Raw genomic sequence first — 16,344 nt, 5'->3', positions numbered from 1 at the left:
TTCGCGGAGGACCGATGGCCGATCCGTTTCTTTCCGAAGTCCGCATGATGTCGTTCGGCTTTGCGCCCAAGGGCTGGGCATTTTGCAACGGCCAGCTGCTTCCCATCGCTCAGAATCAGGCACTGTTCTCGTTGCTAGGTACGACCTATGGCGGGGACGGGCGCGTCACTTTTGGCCTGCCCGACCTTCGAGGCCGGGTGCCGATCAGTATGGGCCCCGGCTATACGCTCGGCCAACGCGGCGGCGAGGAGAGCCACACGCTCACGATCAATGAGATGGCGCAGCACAATCATTTGGCCAACGCCACCAACAGCAACGGTAGCCAGCCGCTCGATTCGGGGGCCTATCTCGGTGCCTTCAACAACGGCTACAGCACGTCGACGACCGACATCACCCCGCTCAATCCATTGACCGTGGGCAATGCCGGCGGCAGCCAGGCCCATCAGAACATGCAACCGTTCCTGACGATCAATTTCAGCATTGCCCTCCAGGGCATTTTCCCCTCGCAGAATTGACGAGAAGCGCCGATGTCAGAATCTTTTGTGGGCGAGATCCGTATGTTCGGCGGCAGCTTTGCCCCGGTCGGATGGAATTTCTGTGACGGTAGCCTGTTGGCGATCTCCCAGTACGACGCGCTGTTCAATCTGATCGGCACCACCTATGGCGGCGATGGCCAATCCACCTTCGCGGTCCCCGATCTGCGCGGCCGTGTGCCAATCCACACGGGCACCGCCAGCAGCGGCACGACCTATGTCATGGGGCAGACTGGCGGCGTCGAAAACGTAACACTCACGACGCAGACGATCCCGCAGCATTCGCACGCCTTCATCGCCGCGAAGCAGACCGGCACCGCGTCGAACCCGCAGGGAAATATTCTCGATCAGACGACCGGCACCATCGCGATGTACATCGACGGCCAGCCGCCCGACGGGCCCATGGCAAGCGGAATGCTGACGAATACCGGCGGAAACCTGCCGCACAGCAATTTGCAGCCGCTCCTTTGCGTCACCTTCATCATTTCGCTGTACGGCATTTTTCCGAGCCAGGGCTAGGAGCGCGACACCATGGCCGACCCCTTCGTCGCCGAAATCCGCATCTTTCCGTTCAACTTCGCTCCCAAGGGCTGGGCCTTCTGCAGCGGCCAGATCCTGCCGATCTCGCAGAACACGGCGCTGTTCTCGCTGCTCGGCGTCACCTATGGCGGCAACGGCACGACGAATTTCGCGCTTCCCAACATGCAGGGCAACGCGCCGCTCGCGCCCGGACAGGGCCCGGGGCTGTCGCTGTATGACCTCGGGGAGACCACCGGCTCTCCCAATGTGACGCTGCTGCAAAACCAAATACCGCAGCACAACCACCCCGTGAACGTCGGTACGCAGGACACGGCCGACGTTCAAGTCCCGAGCCCGACCCGCATCCTCGGCAAATCGGCCAACGCGTTCGCCTACGTGCCCGGGAGCCCGGCGCCGACACTGACGCAGATGAACGCCACCATGATCGGCATGACGGGCGGAAACCTTCCGCACAACAACATGCAGCCTTACCTCACGCTGAACTTCTGCATCGCACTGCAGGGCGTCTTCCCGGCGCGAGGCTGAGCTCGTTTTGGCTCTCGACACGCCAGGCACCATCACGCCCGCCTTCGGCTGGGCGCGCGCGGCCGAAGCCGGTTGCGGCTTTCGCCGCCTGTCGGAGGCGGACCTGCCGTTCCTCAGCCGCCTCTATGCCTCGACGCGCGCCGAAGAACTTGCGCCGGTGCCGTGGAGCGAGGCCGACAAGGCCGCCTTTCTCGAGCAGCAATTCCGCGCCCAGCACGCGCACTACCAGCAGCACTATCCGAACGCCGATTGGCTGGTGATCGCGCGCCAGGGCGAAGACGTCGGCCGGTTCTATCTCGAACGCTGGCCGAGCCAGCACCGCATCATCGACATCGCCTTCCTGCCGGAGCATCGTGGCAGGGGCTACGGCGAAGCGTTGCTGCGCGACGCGATCGACGAGGCGGAGGCCGCCGGCAAGGACGTCTCGATCCACGTCGAGAAGCTCAACCCAGCGATGCGGCTCTACCGGCGGCTCGGCTTCATCACCGAGGAAGACAAGGGCGTCTACGACCTGATGCGCTGGCGGGCGGCAGAGCGTCAGGTGAAGATCGCCTGATAACCATTGCCGTGCGCGACCGGACCGATCGGCACCAGGAACATCTCGATCACGCCCAATGCCGGATGCCGCACCGGATAGATCGCCTGCGGCAGCCACGCGCCCTTCGGCGCCGTGAACAGCAGCGAGAACGCGCCGCCCGGCCGGCCGCTGTTGCCCGCGGGCTCGATCTTGGTGAGATTCAGCGGCACGACGCGATCCCTCTCCGCCTGCATCTCGAACTCCGCATCCTGATGCGGCCTGAAGTCATCAATATGCAGTTTCGCCAGATCGACGGTGGACGTCATGCGCTGCCCCTGTTGGTCCCGAAGCTGTAGCACGCCGCGTGCCGCCTCGCGCGACAAAAAGGACCTGACGGGCAGCGCAGCGCGAGATCGCCAACCGGCTTTGCTTGCGCCCTCTGCTTCGATAGGAGGCAAGTAAACGCAAGACTCGGACGCATCGCGCCGCGAGGATGCTGACGCATGGCTCACAAGCCGCGCCACAAATTCGCTGTCGTCCCTGCGAAAGCAGGGACCCATAACCACGAGTGGTCATTAGTGAGCGAGGCTGAAATGACGAGTTCCTTCAACAACGAACGCCGCGGCATATGGGTCCCTGCTTTCGCAGGGACGACGGCGGAATAGGCAGCACGACCATACCCGCAACCGACCCAGACCCCTGATGACGGCCCCGATTTCCTCCGCTAACCTCGCCGCAAAGGACCGCCGGCAAGGCGGACCGTGTTGAGGGAGGACAGGCGCTTGCATCAAGGCCGTGTCGTATTCGGCGCCATGGACGAGGTCGTGTTCGGGCGGCCCGCGCGTGAGGCCATCGTCGAGCAGTTGGACCGGATTGGCGCCGAGCGCGCCTTTCTGATGGTGTCGGGCACGCTGAACCGCGAGACCGACGAGATCGAAAAGGTTCGCGCGGCGCTTGGGCGGCGCTGCGTCGGCACCTTCGACAAGATGCCGGCGCATACGCCGCGCGCCGCGGTCATCGCGGCGGCAGAGCAGGCGCGCGGCGCGAAAGCGGATTTGATCGTCACGATCGGCGGCGGCTCGATCACCGACGGCGCCAAGGCGGTGCAGCTTTGCCTCGCCAACAACGTCACGACGGCTGACGGCATCGAAACGATCCGCACCCATGGCGGCGTCTCGCCCGCGATGAATCCACCGACCGTGCGCCAGATCAGCGTGCCGACCACCATCGCCGGCGGCGAGTTCTCCTCCATCGCCGGCGTCACCAACGAGGCCAAGCGGCAAAAGGAGATGCTGCGCCATCCGCTGGTGATGCCGCGCGCCACCATCCTCGATCCGGAACTGTCGGTGCACACGCCGGAATGGCTGTTCCTGTCGACCGGCATCCGCGCCGTCGACCATTGCGTCGAAGGCATCTGCTCGCGCGAGGCGCATCCCTACGGCGACGCGCAGGCGCTGAAGGGGCTGGAGATGCTGGCAGCCGGCCTGCCGCGGGTGAAAGCCGACCCGAAGGATATTTCGGCGCGAATGGATTGCCAGATCGGCACCTGGCTCTCCACCGGCCGCTCGCCTCGGGCGTACCGATGGGCGCGAGCCACGGCATCGGCTACGTGCTCGGCGCCGAGTTCGACGTGCCGCACGGCTATACCTCGTGCGTGATGCTGCCCGCGGTGATGCGCTGGAACAAGCGCGACAATGCCGACGGGCAGGCGCTGGTCGCGGCCGCAATGGGACATGCGGGCGCGGACGCCGGCGACGTGCTCGACCGCTTCATCCGCGACCTCGGCATGCCGCGCAGCCTGCAGGAGGTCCACGTCGGCCCCGAGCATTTCGACCGCATCGCAAAGCAAGCGATGCGAACGCCCTGGGTGCCGCGCAATCCGCGCAAGATCGACAATCCATCCCAGGTTCGCGAGATTCTGGAGATGGCTGCATAGAGCGTTTTTCGAGCGAAGCGGTACCGGTTCGCGTGAAAAAACGCGTCAAACGAGAACAAGCACGATCAAGGGGGATCTGGAGTTCGATGTACACCGGCAAGCATGCCTACCTGCGCCCGCTGCAACCCGCCTTCATCATGGCCGGGACCGGCGAGACCGTCACCTATCGTGAACTCGAGGCGCGCTCCAACCGGCTCGCGCATCTGTTCCGCAAGCAGGGGCTGCGGCGGCTCGACCATTATTCGATCTTCATGGAGAACAACAATCGCTACCTTGAGGCCTGCAGCGCCGGCGAGCGCGCCGGGCTCTACTTCACCTGCGTCAACTCCTACCTCACCGCGGGCGAGCTCGCCTACATCCTGACCAACAGCCAGTCGCGAGTCCTGATCACCTCGAAGCTGAAGCTCGACATCGCGCGCGAGGCGCTGAAGGAGTGTCCGCAGGTCGAGCTCTGCATCGTGGTCGACGGCGAAAGCGAGAGCGATCGCATTGTCGGGCTGCGAGAGGCGACTGCAGGCCTGCCGGCAACGCCGATCGCGGACGAATTTGCCGGCACCGCGATGCTGTATTCCTCCGGCACGACCGGCCGGCCCAAGGGCATCGTGCGGCCGCTGCCGGAGCAACCACCGTCGCAGAACCTGCCGCTGTTCGATTTCCTGACCAAGCTCTGGCACTACCGCGAGGGCATGGTCTACCTCTCGCCGGCGCCGCTCTACCACTCGGCGCCGCAGGCCGCGGTCAATCTCACCATCCGGATGGGCGGCACGGTCGTCATCATGGAGAGCTTCGACCCGGAGCGCTATCTGCAGCTGGTCGAAGAATGGGGCATCACCCACAGCCAGCTGGTGCCGACCATGTTCTCGCGTCTGCTGAAGCTGCCCGAGGAGGTTCGTGCCCGCTACGATCTGTCGACCCTCGAGATCGCGATCCATGCCGCCGCGCCCTGCCCGGCGCTGGTCAAGGACGACATGATCAAATGGTGGGGTCCCATCATCCACGAATATTACGGCGCGACCGAGGGCCTCGGCTTCACCGCCTGCAACAGCGAGGAGTGGCTCGCGCATCGCGGCACCGTCGGCAGGGTCCTGCTCGGCGATTTGCACATCCTCGACGAGAACATGCAGCCCTGCCCCAAGGGAACGCCGGGCACCGTGTGGTTCAAGACCGCGACGCCATTCGAATATTTCAACGACCCCGCCAAGACCAGCGAGGCGCGCTCGGCCGACGGCAGCATGAGCACGGTCGGCGACGTCGGCTACGTCGACGACGACAACTTCCTCTATCTCACCGATCGCGCCACCTTCATGATCATCTCCGGCGGCGTGAACATCTATCCGCAGGAATGCGAGAATCTCTTGATCACTCACCCCAAGGTCGCCGACGCCGCGGTGTTCGGCGTACCCAATGTCGACCTCGGCGAGGAAGTGAAGGCGGTGGTGCAGCCGGTCGACGGCATCGCGCCGGGGCCGGAGCTCGCCGAGGAACTGATCGCGTTCTGCGCCGACTCGCTGTCGCGCCAGAAGGTGCCGCGCTCGGTGGATTTCGAGGCCGAGCTGCCGCGGCTGCCGACCGGCAAGCTCTACAAGCGCCTGCTGCGTGACCGCTATTGGGGCAACAAGACCTCGCGGATCGTGTGACGGATATGCGGATCAGCTCCGCGCATGACGAATTTGCCGCTGTCGCGCCACTGTCCTAGGCTTGCGGCAACGACAAAGAAAAGGGAGGACTTGCGATGGAAGTGATCCCGCTGAAACCTGGCTTCGGTGCCGAGCTGCGCGGCGTCACGCTGTCGGACGTTGCCGCCAGCGATGCCGCCTATGCGGCGGTGCGCGCGGCGTTCGAGGAACATTCGGTGCTGGTGTTCCGCGGCCAGGACGTCAGCGACGACATCCAGCTCGCCTTCTCGCGCCGCTTCGGCCCGCCCGAGGTGACCAAGGTGGGCTCGATGGGCACCGGCTCGCATTTCGTGATCCTCTCGACCTTCGGGCCTGACGGCAAGGTGGTTCCATCCGATCACCGGCAGCAGCTGCGCGCCAGGGCCAACCAGCTCTGGCACACCGATTCCTCCTTCAAGCGCGTGCCGGCGCTGACCTCGATCCTGTCCGCCCGCATCATTCCCGAACATGGCGGCGAGACCGAATTCGTCTCGATGCGGCTTGCCTTCGAGCGGCTCGACAAGGACACGGCAAAACGGCTGGAGAACTCGTTCGCCTGGCACTCCTACGCGCATTCGCGCAGCAAGGTGGCGACCGGCCTCGCAACGACTGAAGAGGTCGACGCGCTGCCGCCGGTGTGCTGGCGCATGGTCTGGCGCAATCCCGTCAACGGCCGTGGCGCGCTGTATCTCGCCTCCCACGCCTATGGCGTCGAGGGCATGGATGCCGAGGCCGGCAAGGCGCTGATCGAGCAATTGACCGAAGCCGCGACCGCGCCCGGCGTCAGCTATCTGCATCAATGGAAGCAGGGCGACGTCGTGATGTGGGACAACCGCGCCACCATGCATCGCGGCCGCCCCTGGCCGGCGCATGAGGGCCGCCTGATGATTCGCACCACGATCTCGGCGACCGCGGCCGATGGCGTCGCCAACATGCACCTGCCCTCGCCGCAGGCGGCGGAGTGAGGTGAATGGTGATGCCGCTTCACCGTCATCCTTCGAGGCTCGCTCCGCTCGTACCTCAGGATGACGGAAGAAGAAATTGTGCGACACGTCGGCGACATACTGTCGCTGATTGCAGCCCGCTTCACCCGCCCGCATCGGCGTCGGCAACCGAATCAAACGGAGTTTCACCGCTGCATAGCAAAACAACCCAGGTTCCCTGCCATCACAGCCATTATTCCCGATCCGTGGAAATTTTAATGTCCTGGCGTCATCCGAATTGCCAATCCCCACGCGATCCTCGCTGGTTGCCCGACAGCCTCACCGTGGTATCGTCGATGCCAATCGGCCATTGAGACCGAAATGTGGGAGGGGACCATGCGGAGCGTGCAAGCGCTGGCCGTCGCGGTGTTGTCTGTGCTGATCATCAGCGACGTTTCACGCGCAGCCGAGCCGAAACCGGGCGGCATCTTCAGGATCTATCACCGCGACAGCCCCGGCAGCGCCTCGATCCACGAGGGCGCAACCTATTCGCTGAACGTTCCGTTCATGCCGATCTTCAACAACCTCGTCATCTTCGACCAGCACATCGCCCAGAACAGCGCCAGCACGATCCGGCCCGAGCTTGCGGAAAGCTGGGCCTGGAGCGGCGACAACAAGACGCTGACCTTCAAGCTGCGCAAGGACGTGAAATGGCACGACGGCAAGCCGTTCACCGCCGCCGACGTCAAATGCACCTTCGACATGCTGATGGGCAAGTCGCAGCAGAAGTTCCGGCAGAATCCGCGCAAGTCCTGGTACGAGCAGGTCGAGGAGGTCACGACCAACGGCGACTATGAGGCGTCGTTCAAGCTGAAGCGGCCGCAGCCGGCGCTGCTGTCGCTGCTCGCCTCGGGCTATTCGCCGGTCTATCCCTGCCATGTGTCGCCGGCCGAGATGCGCACCAAGCCGGTCGGCACCGGCCCGTTCAAGTTCGTCGAGTTCAAGGCCAACGAATCGATCAAGCTCACCAAGAACCCGGATTACTTCAAGAAAGGCCTGCCTTATCTTGACGGTATCGAGTTCACCATCATCCCGAACCGCTCGACCGCGATCCTCGGCTTCGTCTCCGGCAAGTTCGACATGACGTTCCCGACCGAGGTCTCGATCCCGCTGCTCAAGGACGTCAAGTCGCAGGCGCCCAATGCGGCCTGCGTGGTGGAACCGAACAACGTCTCCACCAACATCATCATCAATTCGACCGCGCCGCCCTTCGACAATCTCGACATCCGCCGCGCCCTGGCGTTGGCGCTCGACCGCAAGGCATTCATCCAGATCATGTTCGAGGGCCAGGGCGACATCGGCGGTACCATGGAGCCGGCACCGGACGGGCTGTGGGCGATGCCGAAGGACATGCTGGAGCAGATCCCCGGCTACGGTCCCGACATCGAGAAGAACCGCGAGGAAGCCCGCAAGCTGATGCAGAAGGCGGGTTATGGCCCGGACAAGCACCTGCAGATCAAGGTCTCGACCCGCAACATCGCCGTCTATCGCGATCCCGCGATCATCCTGATCGACCAGATCAAGAGCATCTACATCGACGCCGAGCTCGACGTCGTCGACACCGCGCAATGGTTCCCGAAGATCGCCCGCAAGGACTATTCGCTCGGCCTCAACCTCACAGGCAATGCCGTCGACGAGCCCGACCAGTCCTTTTACGAGAACTATGCCTGCGGCTCGGAGCGGAACTACACCAACTATTGCAACAAGGAGATCGAGAAGCTGTTCGACCAGCAGTCGGAAGAGACCAACGTCGACAAGCGCAAGAAGCTGGTCTGGGAGATCGACAAGAAGCTGCAGGAAGACGTCGCGCGGCCGATCATCTTCCATGCCCGCACCGGCACCTGCTGGCAGCCTTACGTGAAGAATGTCACGATCATGTCCAACAGCTCCTATAACGGCTATCGTTACGAAGACGTCTGGCTGGACAAGTAGGTCTGGATACGGACGGGATCAGGGAGAAAAGCCAGGGTGTTTGCCTATATCGTGCGGCGGCTGTTCCTGATGCTGGTGACCCTGTTCGGGATCTCGGTCATCATCTTCGTGCTGCTGCGCGTCGTTCCCGGCAACATCGTCGACATCCTGTTCGACGCCGCGGGCTTCGTCGACCCCGCCGACAAGGCCAATCTCGAGCGCGAGCTTGGCCTCAGCCAGCCGATCGTAATCCAGTATCTGCACTGGATCGGCGGCCTGCTGCACGGCGACCTCGGCTATTCCTACGTCTCGGAAAAGCCGGCGCTGGAGGAAATCCTGCCGCGGATTCCGATCACGGCGCGGCTTGCCGGACTGGCGCTATTGTTCTCCGCCTCGATCGGCATTCCGCTCGGTGTCATCAGCGCCGTCCACCAGGGCTCAAGGCTCGATTATGCGCTGCGCGTCGTCAGCCTCAGCGGCCTGTCGCTGCCGTCTTTCTGGCTCGGCCTCCTGATCTTGATGGCCTCGGTCTCGCTGTTCGGCACCATGCCGATCTTCAATCCGAACCCGAAAACCTGGCTCGAGGCGCTGACCATCTATGCCGTGCCGGCGATGGCGGTCGGCTTCCGCAGCGCGGCACTCACCATGCGCATCACCCGTTCCTCGATGCTGGAGATCCTGCGCCAGGACTATATCCGCACCGCGCGTGCGAAGGGCGCCTCCGAGGCCTCCGTGAACTATCACCACGCACTGAAGAACGCGGTGCTGCCGGTCATCACCGTGATCGGCATCGAGGCCGCGTTCCTGATCGGCGGGCTTATCGTCACCGAGACCGTGTTCAACATCCCCGGCATCGCCCGCTTCCTGGTCGAGGCGCTGCGCTGGCGTGACTACCCGATCGTGCAGAACCTCGTGATGTTCATCGCCGTCGTCGTGGTGGTGGTGAACTTCATCGTCGACATGCTCTATGCGGCAATCGACCCGCGTATCCGGTTTGGAGACTGAGCGCTTGGCAACAATCAACTTCGACAGCGAATTGCGACGTGCCGGGGCCAACGCCACCGGTGGCTGGGGACGGTTTGCGTTCCTCGCGCAGCGCCACGTGCTCGGCACGGTCGGCCTCGTCATCATGCTGCTGTTCGTGCTGACCGCGATCTTCGCGAACGTCATCAGCCGCTACGATCCGCTCAGCGTCGATTCCGCCCACCGGCTGGCTGCGCCGTCCGCACTGCACTGGTTCGGCACCGACTCCTTCGGCCGCGACGTCTGGAGCCGCATCATCCATGGTGCGCGGATCTCGCTTGCGGTCGGCATCGGCTCGACGACGCTCGGCGCCACGCTCGGCGTGATCGTGGGCCTCGCCTCCGGCTATCTCTCCGGCTGGGTCGATCTCGTGTTCCAGCGGGTGACCGACATCCTGCAATCGCTGCCACTCTTGGTGCTTGCACTCGTCATGACCGCGGCGCTCGGTCCCTCCCTGCCGAACGTGATCCTGGCGATCGCAATTCCCCTGATCCCGACGGTCGCGCGCGTGATCCGCGCCAACACGCTGGCGCTGCGCGAGCAGCCGTTCGTGGAGGCGGCCAAATCGATCGGCATGAGCGAGATGCGGATTGCGCTGCGCCACGTGCTGCCCAACACCATCGCGCCGCTGATCGTGCTCGCCACCGCGCAGCTCGGCTCGACCATCCTGACCGAAGCGTCGCTGTCGTTCCTTGGCCTCGGCATCCCCGAGCCTTATCCGTCCTGGGGTCGCATGCTGTCGGAATCCGCCGCCGAATATGTCCGCACCGCGCCGTGGCTGGTGATCTTCCCCGGCATTGCGATCAGCCTCGCGGTGTTCGGCACCAATCTGTTCGGCGACGCGCTACGCGACATTCTCGATCCGAGGCAGCGCGGCTGATGCGCGAGACCAAGACGCTCGATACGGTTCTCGAGGTGAAAAACCTGCAAACGGTGTTCTTCACCAACTCCGGCCTGTTCCGCGCGGTCGACGATGTCTCGTTCTCGGTCCGCCGCGGCGAAACGCTGGCGATCGTCGGCGAATCCGGCTGCGGCAAGAGCGTCAGCGCGCTATCGATCATGCGGCTGGTGCCCGATCCGCCCGGCCGCATCGTCGGCGGCTCGGTGACGCTCGAGGGCACCGATTTGTTGAAGCTCGACGATGCCGCGATGCGTGACATCAGGGGCAACCGCATCTCGATGATCTTCCAGGAGCCGATGACCTCGCTCAATCCGGTGATGCGGATCGGCGACCAGATCATCGAGGCGGTGCGGCTGCACCAGAAGGTGAGCAGCAAGGAGGCCTGGAAGCAGGCCGTCGACATGCTGCGGCTGGTGCGCATTCCGGAGCCGGAGCGCCGCGCGCAGGAATATCCGCATCAGCTGTCCGGCGGCATGCGCCAGCGCGCCATGATTGCGATGGCGCTGGCGTGCCGGCCGGCGCTCCTGATCGCGGACGAGCCGACCACGGCGCTCGACGTCACCATCCAGGCGCAGATCCTGGCGCTGATCGTCGATCTGCAGCAGCGGCTCGGCACCGGGCTGATCCTGATCACCCACGACCTCGGCGTCGTCGCGCAGACCGCGCAGCGCGTGATCGTGATGTATGCCGGCAAGAAGGTCGAGGAGGCGACGGTTGAATCCTTGTTCGAGACGCCGCTGCATCCCTACACCCGCGGGCTGATGGCCTCGATCCCGGCGGTGCCCTCGCCCGACGCGAGAGAGGACGTCCGGCTGGTCGAAATCCCCGGCATGGTGCCGTCGCTGACCAAGCTGCCGCCCGGCTGCGCCTTCGCACCGCGCTGCAAGCTCGCAGTCGACCGCTGCCGTCAGGAATATCCGCCGCTCGACGAGACCAAGAGCAATCACTGGGCGGCGTGCTGGCGCGCCGGCGAGATAGCGGAGGCGTCATGACCGAGCAGCGCCCGCTCCTCGAGGTGACCGACCTCGTCAAGCACTACGCGGTGCGCGGCGGTGTGCTGCGCCGGCAGGTCGGCACCGTGCATGCGGTCGACGGCGTCAGCTTCGCGCTTGGCGCCGGCGAGACGCTCGGGCTGGTCGGGGAATCCGGCTGCGGCAAGTCGACGGTGGCGCGCACCGTGCTGCGGCTGGTCGAGCCGACCAGCGGCGCCATCAAGCTGGATGGCGAGGACATCGCGTCGCTCAGCAAGACCGCGCTGCGACCGTACCGGCGCTCGATGCAGATCGTGTTCCAGGATCCGTTCGCCTCGCTCAATCCGCGCATGACGGCCGGTGACATCGTCGGCGAGCCCCTCATTGTGCATGGCCTCGCGACCGGCGCGAAGAAGCAGGAGCGCGTCGCGGAACTGTTCCAGCAGGTCGGCCTCCGGCCCGACCAGATGAAGAATTTCCCGCACCAGTTCTCCGGCGGCCAGCGCCAGCGCATCTGCATCGCGCGTGCGCTGTCGCTCGGGCCGCGGCTGATCGTCTGCGACGAGCCGGTCTCCGCGCTCGACGTCTCGATCCAGGCGCAGGTGATCAATCTGCTGATCGACCTGCAGCGCAAGCAGAACTTCTCCTACCTGTTCATCGCGCACGATCTCGCGGTGGTCGCCCATATCAGCCACCGTGTCGCCGTGATGTATCTTGGCCGCATCGTCGAGATCGCCGACAAGCACGAGCTGTTCGCCAATCCGCGCCATCCCTACACCCAGGCACTGCTCGCCTCGGTGCCGATCGCCGACCCGAAGGCGAAACGCACCGCCCCCCTGATCGACGGCGATGTCCCGAGCCCGATCAATCCACCTTCAGGCTGCGCCTTCCACACCCGCTGCCGTTACGCAATGGATCGCTGCAAGATCGAACGCCCGGCGCTGCAGGCGGCCGGCCCGGTGCATCAGGTCGCGTGCTGGCTGAATGACGGGACGGGGCGCGAGGAATAACCTTCCCGTCGTCCCTGCGAAAGCAGAGACCCATAACCACAAATGTTCGCTGTTGCGCCGCGCTGTGGCCCAGCGCGCTCCAACGATCAGCTTCGGTGGTTATGGGTCCCGGCCTGCGCCGGGACGACAGCGGTTATGCGGCGGCCTCGATCTCCACCACGATCTTTCCCGTGATCACCTGCTCGCCCTCGGCGACATCGATCGACGACACCGTGCCCGCGACGCCGGCGGTGTGGACGTGCTCCATCTTCATCGCTTCCAGGGTCATCACCGGCTGGCCGGCCGCGACCTTGTCGCCCGGCTTCACCAGCACCGCGACGACCCGGCCGTTCATGGCGGCGCGGACCTTGCCGTCGCCTCCGGCAGCTGACGCACTCTCCGGCGGCGCCAGCGTGAGATCGCGGACCGACAACGTGACGCCGCGATGCAGGATATGGAGCCGGTCGCCATCGCGCAGGAATTGGGCATGCTCCATCACCCCAGCGTGGTGGAAGCGGATGCTATCTTGACTAAGCTCGTCGATCGCGAAGCAGAACCGGTCGCCATTACGAGCCGCGATGTAACTGCCGTCGCGCTCGCGGACGATCTCGATCTCCTGCACGCCGTGACCGAGATCAATCCGCAAGCCGAGCGGGAACGTCGCGGCCAGCGATCGGCCACGCTGCCATGGCGGGGCGTGCGGATTGGTGACGTAGAGCAGCAGCGCCGCAAGCGCGAGGTCGCTGCCGCGATCCGGCCGCGGCGCCAGCAGCGCATCGCGGTTGTCGCCGATGAAGGCGGTGGTCGCCTCGCCCCTGGCAAAGACCGGATGACGCAGGCAGTCGATCAGGAAGCCCTGGTTGGTGGTGACGCCGAAGGCCGTGACGTCCTCCAGGGCGCAGATCAGCTTGCCGCGCGCCTCATCGCGGGTCGTGCCATGGCTGATGACCTTGGCGATCATCGAATCGTAGAACGGCGGAATCTCCGAGCCGGACTGCAGCGCGTGCTCGACGCGGATGCCGTCGGGCATCTGCCACCGCGCCATCCGGCCGGATTGCGGCATGAAATCGTGCGCGGCATCCTCCGAGCAGAGTCGGACCTCGATGGCATGGCCAGAGAGCGTGACGTCCTCCTGGGTCAAGCCGAGCGGCGCGCCGCTGGCGACGCGCAGCTGCAATTCGACCAGATCGAGCCCGGTGATCGCCTCGGTGACGGGATGCTCGACCTGCAGCCGCGTGTTCATCTCCATAAAGTAGAAATTGCCGGCGCGATCGAGCAGGAATTCCAGCGTGCCCGCACCCTCGTAGCCGATCGCCTTGACCGCCTGCACCGCGACCGCACCCATCCGCACGCGCAGCTCCGGCGTCACCGCCGGCGACGGCGCCTCCTCGACCAGCTTCTGGTGCCGCCGCTGCACCGAGCAATCGCGCTCGCCGAGATGGATGGCGTTGCCATGGCGGTCGCCGAACACCTGGATCTCGATGTGGCGGGGATTGACGATCGCGCGCTCCAAAATGACGGTGGGATCGCCGAACGCACCCTGCGCCTCCGACCGCGCGCTGCGCAGCGCATCCGGAAATGCCGCCGCGTCCTCGACCAGCCGCATGCCGCGGCCGCCGCCGCCGGCGACAGCCTTGATCATGACCGGAAAACCAATGGCCCTGGCTTCCGCCAGCATCACGGCATCGCTCTGGTCGGCGCCCTGATAGCCGGGCACGCAAGGCACACCGGCCTCGCGCATGATCTCCTTGGCGCCGGCCTTGTTGCCCATCGCAAGGATCGCTTCCGGCGACGGACCGATGAACACCAGACCCGCATCGCGGCAAGCCTGCGCAAAATCCTCGTTCTCGGCGAGGAAGCCATAGCCGGGATGCACCGCGCCGGCACCGCTCGCCTTGGCGGCGGCGATGATCGCGTCGATCTTCAGATAGGATTGTGCCGGCAGCGCCTCGCCGATCCGCACCGCCTGATCGGCCTCACGCACATGCAGCGCGTCGCGGTCGGCGTCCGAATAGACGGCGACGACGCCATGGCCGAGCCGCCGTGCCGATCGCATGATGCGCAGCGCGATCTCGCCGCGATTGGCGATCAGGATCTTGAAGAACGACGTCCGCTTCACGATTGCCCCGCTCATGGCCGCGCCACCGAGAACTGCATGCGCTGCGGGCTGCGGGCCTTGGCCTCGCGACAGATCGAAAGCACCTCTGACAGCACCGTCCGCGTATCGCGCGGATCGATCACGCCGTCGTCGAGCACGCGGGCGCTGGTCGAGAACACGTCCATCTGGCTGTCGAACACGCCGGTGATCTGCGCCTTCATCGCGTCCAGCTTCTCCTTCTCGATCGGCTTGCCGCGCCGCGCGGCGGCAGCCTCAGTCACGATCGCCATGGTTTCGGCGGCCTGCTCGCCGCCCATCACGGCGGTCTTGGCGTTGGGCCAGGAGAAGCAGAAGCGCGGGTGAAAGCCGCGGCCGCACATGCCGTAGTTGCCGGCGCCGAACGAGGCGCCGCAATACAGCGTGATCTGCGGCACCGTCGCCGAGGTCACCGCCTGGATCATCTTGGAGCCGTGCTTGATCATGCCGGCCTCTTCATAGGCGCGGCCCACCATGTAGCCGGTGGTGTTGTTCATGTAGAGGATCGGCGTGCGCGACTGGCAGCAGGCCTGAATGAAATGCGTCGCCTTGTTCGCGCCGGGCACATCGAGCGGGCCGTTGTTGGTGATGATGCCGATCGCCTGCCCCTCGATGCGCGCGTGGCCGCATACCGTCGCCGGGCCGTAATTGGCGCCGAACTCGGTGAAGTCGGAATCGTCGATGAAGCGCGCGATCGCCTGGCGCATGTCGACGGGACGCTTGTGGTCCATCGGCATGATGCCGAGCAGTTCCTCGGCGTCATAGCGCGGCGGCTTGAACGCGGCCGGCGCCGGTGTCGGCCGGTCCCAAGGCAACTTGGTCATGATGTCGCGCGCGATGCGCAGTGCGTCGCGGTCGTCCTCGGCGAGATAATCGCCAAGGCCCGAGATCGAGGTGTGCATCTCGGCGCCGCCGAGCTCTTCCTCAGTCGCAATCTCGCCGGTGGCGGCCTTGAGCAGAGGCGGCCCGGCAAGGAAGGCGCGGGTGCGGCCGCGCACCATCACGATATAGTCGGAGAGACCGGTCTGGTAGGCGCCGCCCGCGGTTGAGGAGCCGTGGGTGACGGTGACGACAGGAAGCCCCGCCGCCGACAGCCGCGCAAGATTGCGGAAGATGTTGCCGCCACGGACGAAGTCCTCGACGCGGTAGCGCAGCAGGTTGGCGCCGGCGCTCTCGACCAGCTGCACATAGGGCAGCTTGTTCTCCAGCGCGAGCTCCTGCACCCGCAGCGTCTTGTCGAGGCCGTAAGGCTGCAATGCGCCCGCGTCGATGCCGGCATCATTGGCGCTGACCATGCAGCGGATGCCGGAGACGAAGCCGATGCCGGCGACCAGTCCGCCGCCGGGCACGCTCTTGTCCGCATCCGCCACGTCGAACATGTAGCCGGCGAGCGTCGACAGTTCGAGGAACGACGAGCCGGGATCGAGCACCAGCGCGACGCGCTCGCGCGGCAACAGCTGGCCGCGCTTGTGGAAGCGGTCCTTTGCCGCGGCGGAGGCGGCGCGCGTCCGCTCCTCCAGGGCCCGCATCTGGGCGATCAGCGCCAGCATGCCGTCGCGATTGCCCTGGAAGGCGGCGCTGCCGGTGGAAATCGTGTTCTCGATGATGGCCATGACTAACCCTATCCGTCATTCCGGGGCGATGCGGAGCATCGAACCCGGAATCCAGAAGTCGTTGCGCGAGATTCCGGGTTCGCGCTACGCGCGCCCCGGAATGACAGGGAAAA

General features: G+C 65.3%; 14 protein-coding genes and 1 pseudogene. 12 read left to right on the top strand and 3 right to left on the bottom strand.

From position 1 onward, the window contains the following. The first annotated feature begins 14 nt into the window (after positions 1–14). From QA639_RS03195 to QA639_RS03180, 4 genes are read left to right on the top strand one after another with little or no spacing between them, the layout of a single operon-like run. Positions 15–515 (top strand): phage tail protein, encoded by a 501-nt coding sequence (locus QA639_RS03195; RefSeq protein WP_225162022.1) that lies wholly within the window; start codon positions 15–17, stop codon positions 513–515. A gap of 42 nt (positions 516–557) precedes the next feature. Further along, positions 558–1,052, top strand: coding sequence for a phage tail protein (locus tag QA639_RS03190; protein ID WP_283089148.1), 495 nt, complete (start codon positions 558–560; stop codon positions 1,050–1,052). A 12-nt stretch (positions 1,053–1,064) separates the two neighbouring features. Then, positions 1,065–1,598 (top strand): phage tail protein, encoded by a 534-nt coding sequence (locus QA639_RS03185; RefSeq protein WP_028335300.1) that lies wholly within the window; start codon positions 1,065–1,067, stop codon positions 1,596–1,598. A 7-nt stretch (positions 1,599–1,605) separates the two neighbouring features. Continuing rightward, complete coding sequence (locus QA639_RS03180; protein ID WP_283089147.1) at positions 1,606–2,154, top strand: GNAT family N-acetyltransferase; 549 nt, start codon at positions 1,606–1,608, stop codon at positions 2,152–2,154. On the opposite strand, the gene QA639_RS03175 is transcribed toward QA639_RS03180, so the two are convergent. Beyond that, entirely contained in the window at positions 2,136–2,441 is a 306-nt protein-coding gene (locus QA639_RS03175) for a DUF6916 family protein (protein ID WP_038377636.1), read from the bottom strand. The genes QA639_RS03180 and QA639_RS03175 overlap by 19 nt on opposite strands. Before the next feature lie 456 nt (positions 2,442–2,897). Between QA639_RS03175 and QA639_RS03170 the strand changes: the two are divergent. From QA639_RS03170 to QA639_RS03135, 8 genes and pseudogenes are all read left to right on the top strand, one after another. After that, positions 2,898–4,051 (top strand): annotated as a pseudogene (locus QA639_RS03170) (iron-containing alcohol dehydrogenase). A gap of 86 nt (positions 4,052–4,137) precedes the next feature. Further along, the gene (locus QA639_RS03165; RefSeq protein ID WP_028335296.1) at positions 4,138–5,688 is read left to right on the top strand and encodes an AMP-binding protein; all 1,551 of its coding nucleotides are present in this window, start codon (positions 4,138–4,140) and stop codon (positions 5,686–5,688) included. A 95-nt stretch (positions 5,689–5,783) separates the two neighbouring features. Further along, positions 5,784–6,671 (top strand): TauD/TfdA dioxygenase family protein, encoded by an 888-nt coding sequence (locus QA639_RS03160; protein WP_028335295.1) that lies wholly within the window; start codon positions 5,784–5,786, stop codon positions 6,669–6,671. Positions 6,672–7,025: 354 nt separating this feature from the next. After that, on the top strand, positions 7,026–8,621 hold the full coding sequence (locus QA639_RS03155; RefSeq protein WP_283089145.1) for an ABC transporter substrate-binding protein: 1,596 nt from the start codon (positions 7,026–7,028) through the stop codon (positions 8,619–8,621). 36 nt (positions 8,622–8,657) lie between these two features. Continuing rightward, positions 8,658–9,605, top strand: a complete 948-nt coding sequence (locus QA639_RS03150; protein WP_028335293.1) for an ABC transporter permease — start codon at positions 8,658–8,660, stop codon at positions 9,603–9,605. Between the two features lie 4 nt (positions 9,606–9,609). Beyond that, positions 9,610–10,503, top strand: coding sequence for an ABC transporter permease (locus QA639_RS03145; protein WP_016848340.1), 894 nt, complete (start codon positions 9,610–9,612; stop codon positions 10,501–10,503). Then, positions 10,503–11,516, top strand: coding sequence for an ABC transporter ATP-binding protein (locus QA639_RS03140; protein WP_050385084.1), 1,014 nt, complete (start codon positions 10,503–10,505; stop codon positions 11,514–11,516). The genes QA639_RS03145 and QA639_RS03140 overlap by 1 nt, the downstream gene beginning before the upstream one ends. Beyond that, on the top strand, positions 11,513–12,505 hold the full coding sequence (locus tag QA639_RS03135; protein WP_028335291.1) for an ABC transporter ATP-binding protein: 993 nt from the start codon (positions 11,513–11,515) through the stop codon (positions 12,503–12,505). The genes QA639_RS03140 and QA639_RS03135 overlap by 4 nt, the downstream gene beginning before the upstream one ends. A 133-nt stretch (positions 12,506–12,638) precedes the next feature. On the opposite strand, the gene QA639_RS03130 is transcribed toward QA639_RS03135, so the two are convergent. Continuing rightward, complete coding sequence (locus QA639_RS03130; RefSeq protein ID WP_283089144.1) at positions 12,639–14,618, bottom strand: acetyl/propionyl/methylcrotonyl-CoA carboxylase subunit alpha; 1,980 nt, start codon at positions 14,616–14,618, stop codon at positions 12,639–12,641. Continuing rightward, positions 14,615–16,231, bottom strand: a complete 1,617-nt coding sequence (locus QA639_RS03125) for an acyl-CoA carboxylase subunit beta (RefSeq protein WP_283089143.1) — start codon at positions 16,229–16,231, stop codon at positions 14,615–14,617. The genes QA639_RS03130 and QA639_RS03125 overlap by 4 nt, the downstream gene beginning before the upstream one ends. Positions 16,232–16,344: the final 113 nt, after the last annotated feature.

The sequence above is a fragment of the Bradyrhizobium pachyrhizi genome (assembly GCF_029714545.1).
GTDB lineage: Bacteria > Pseudomonadota > Alphaproteobacteria > Rhizobiales > Xanthobacteraceae > Bradyrhizobium > Bradyrhizobium pachyrhizi.
Note: the sequence above shows the minus strand (reverse complement) of the source record. Positions and strands in the feature narration are given on the sequence as shown.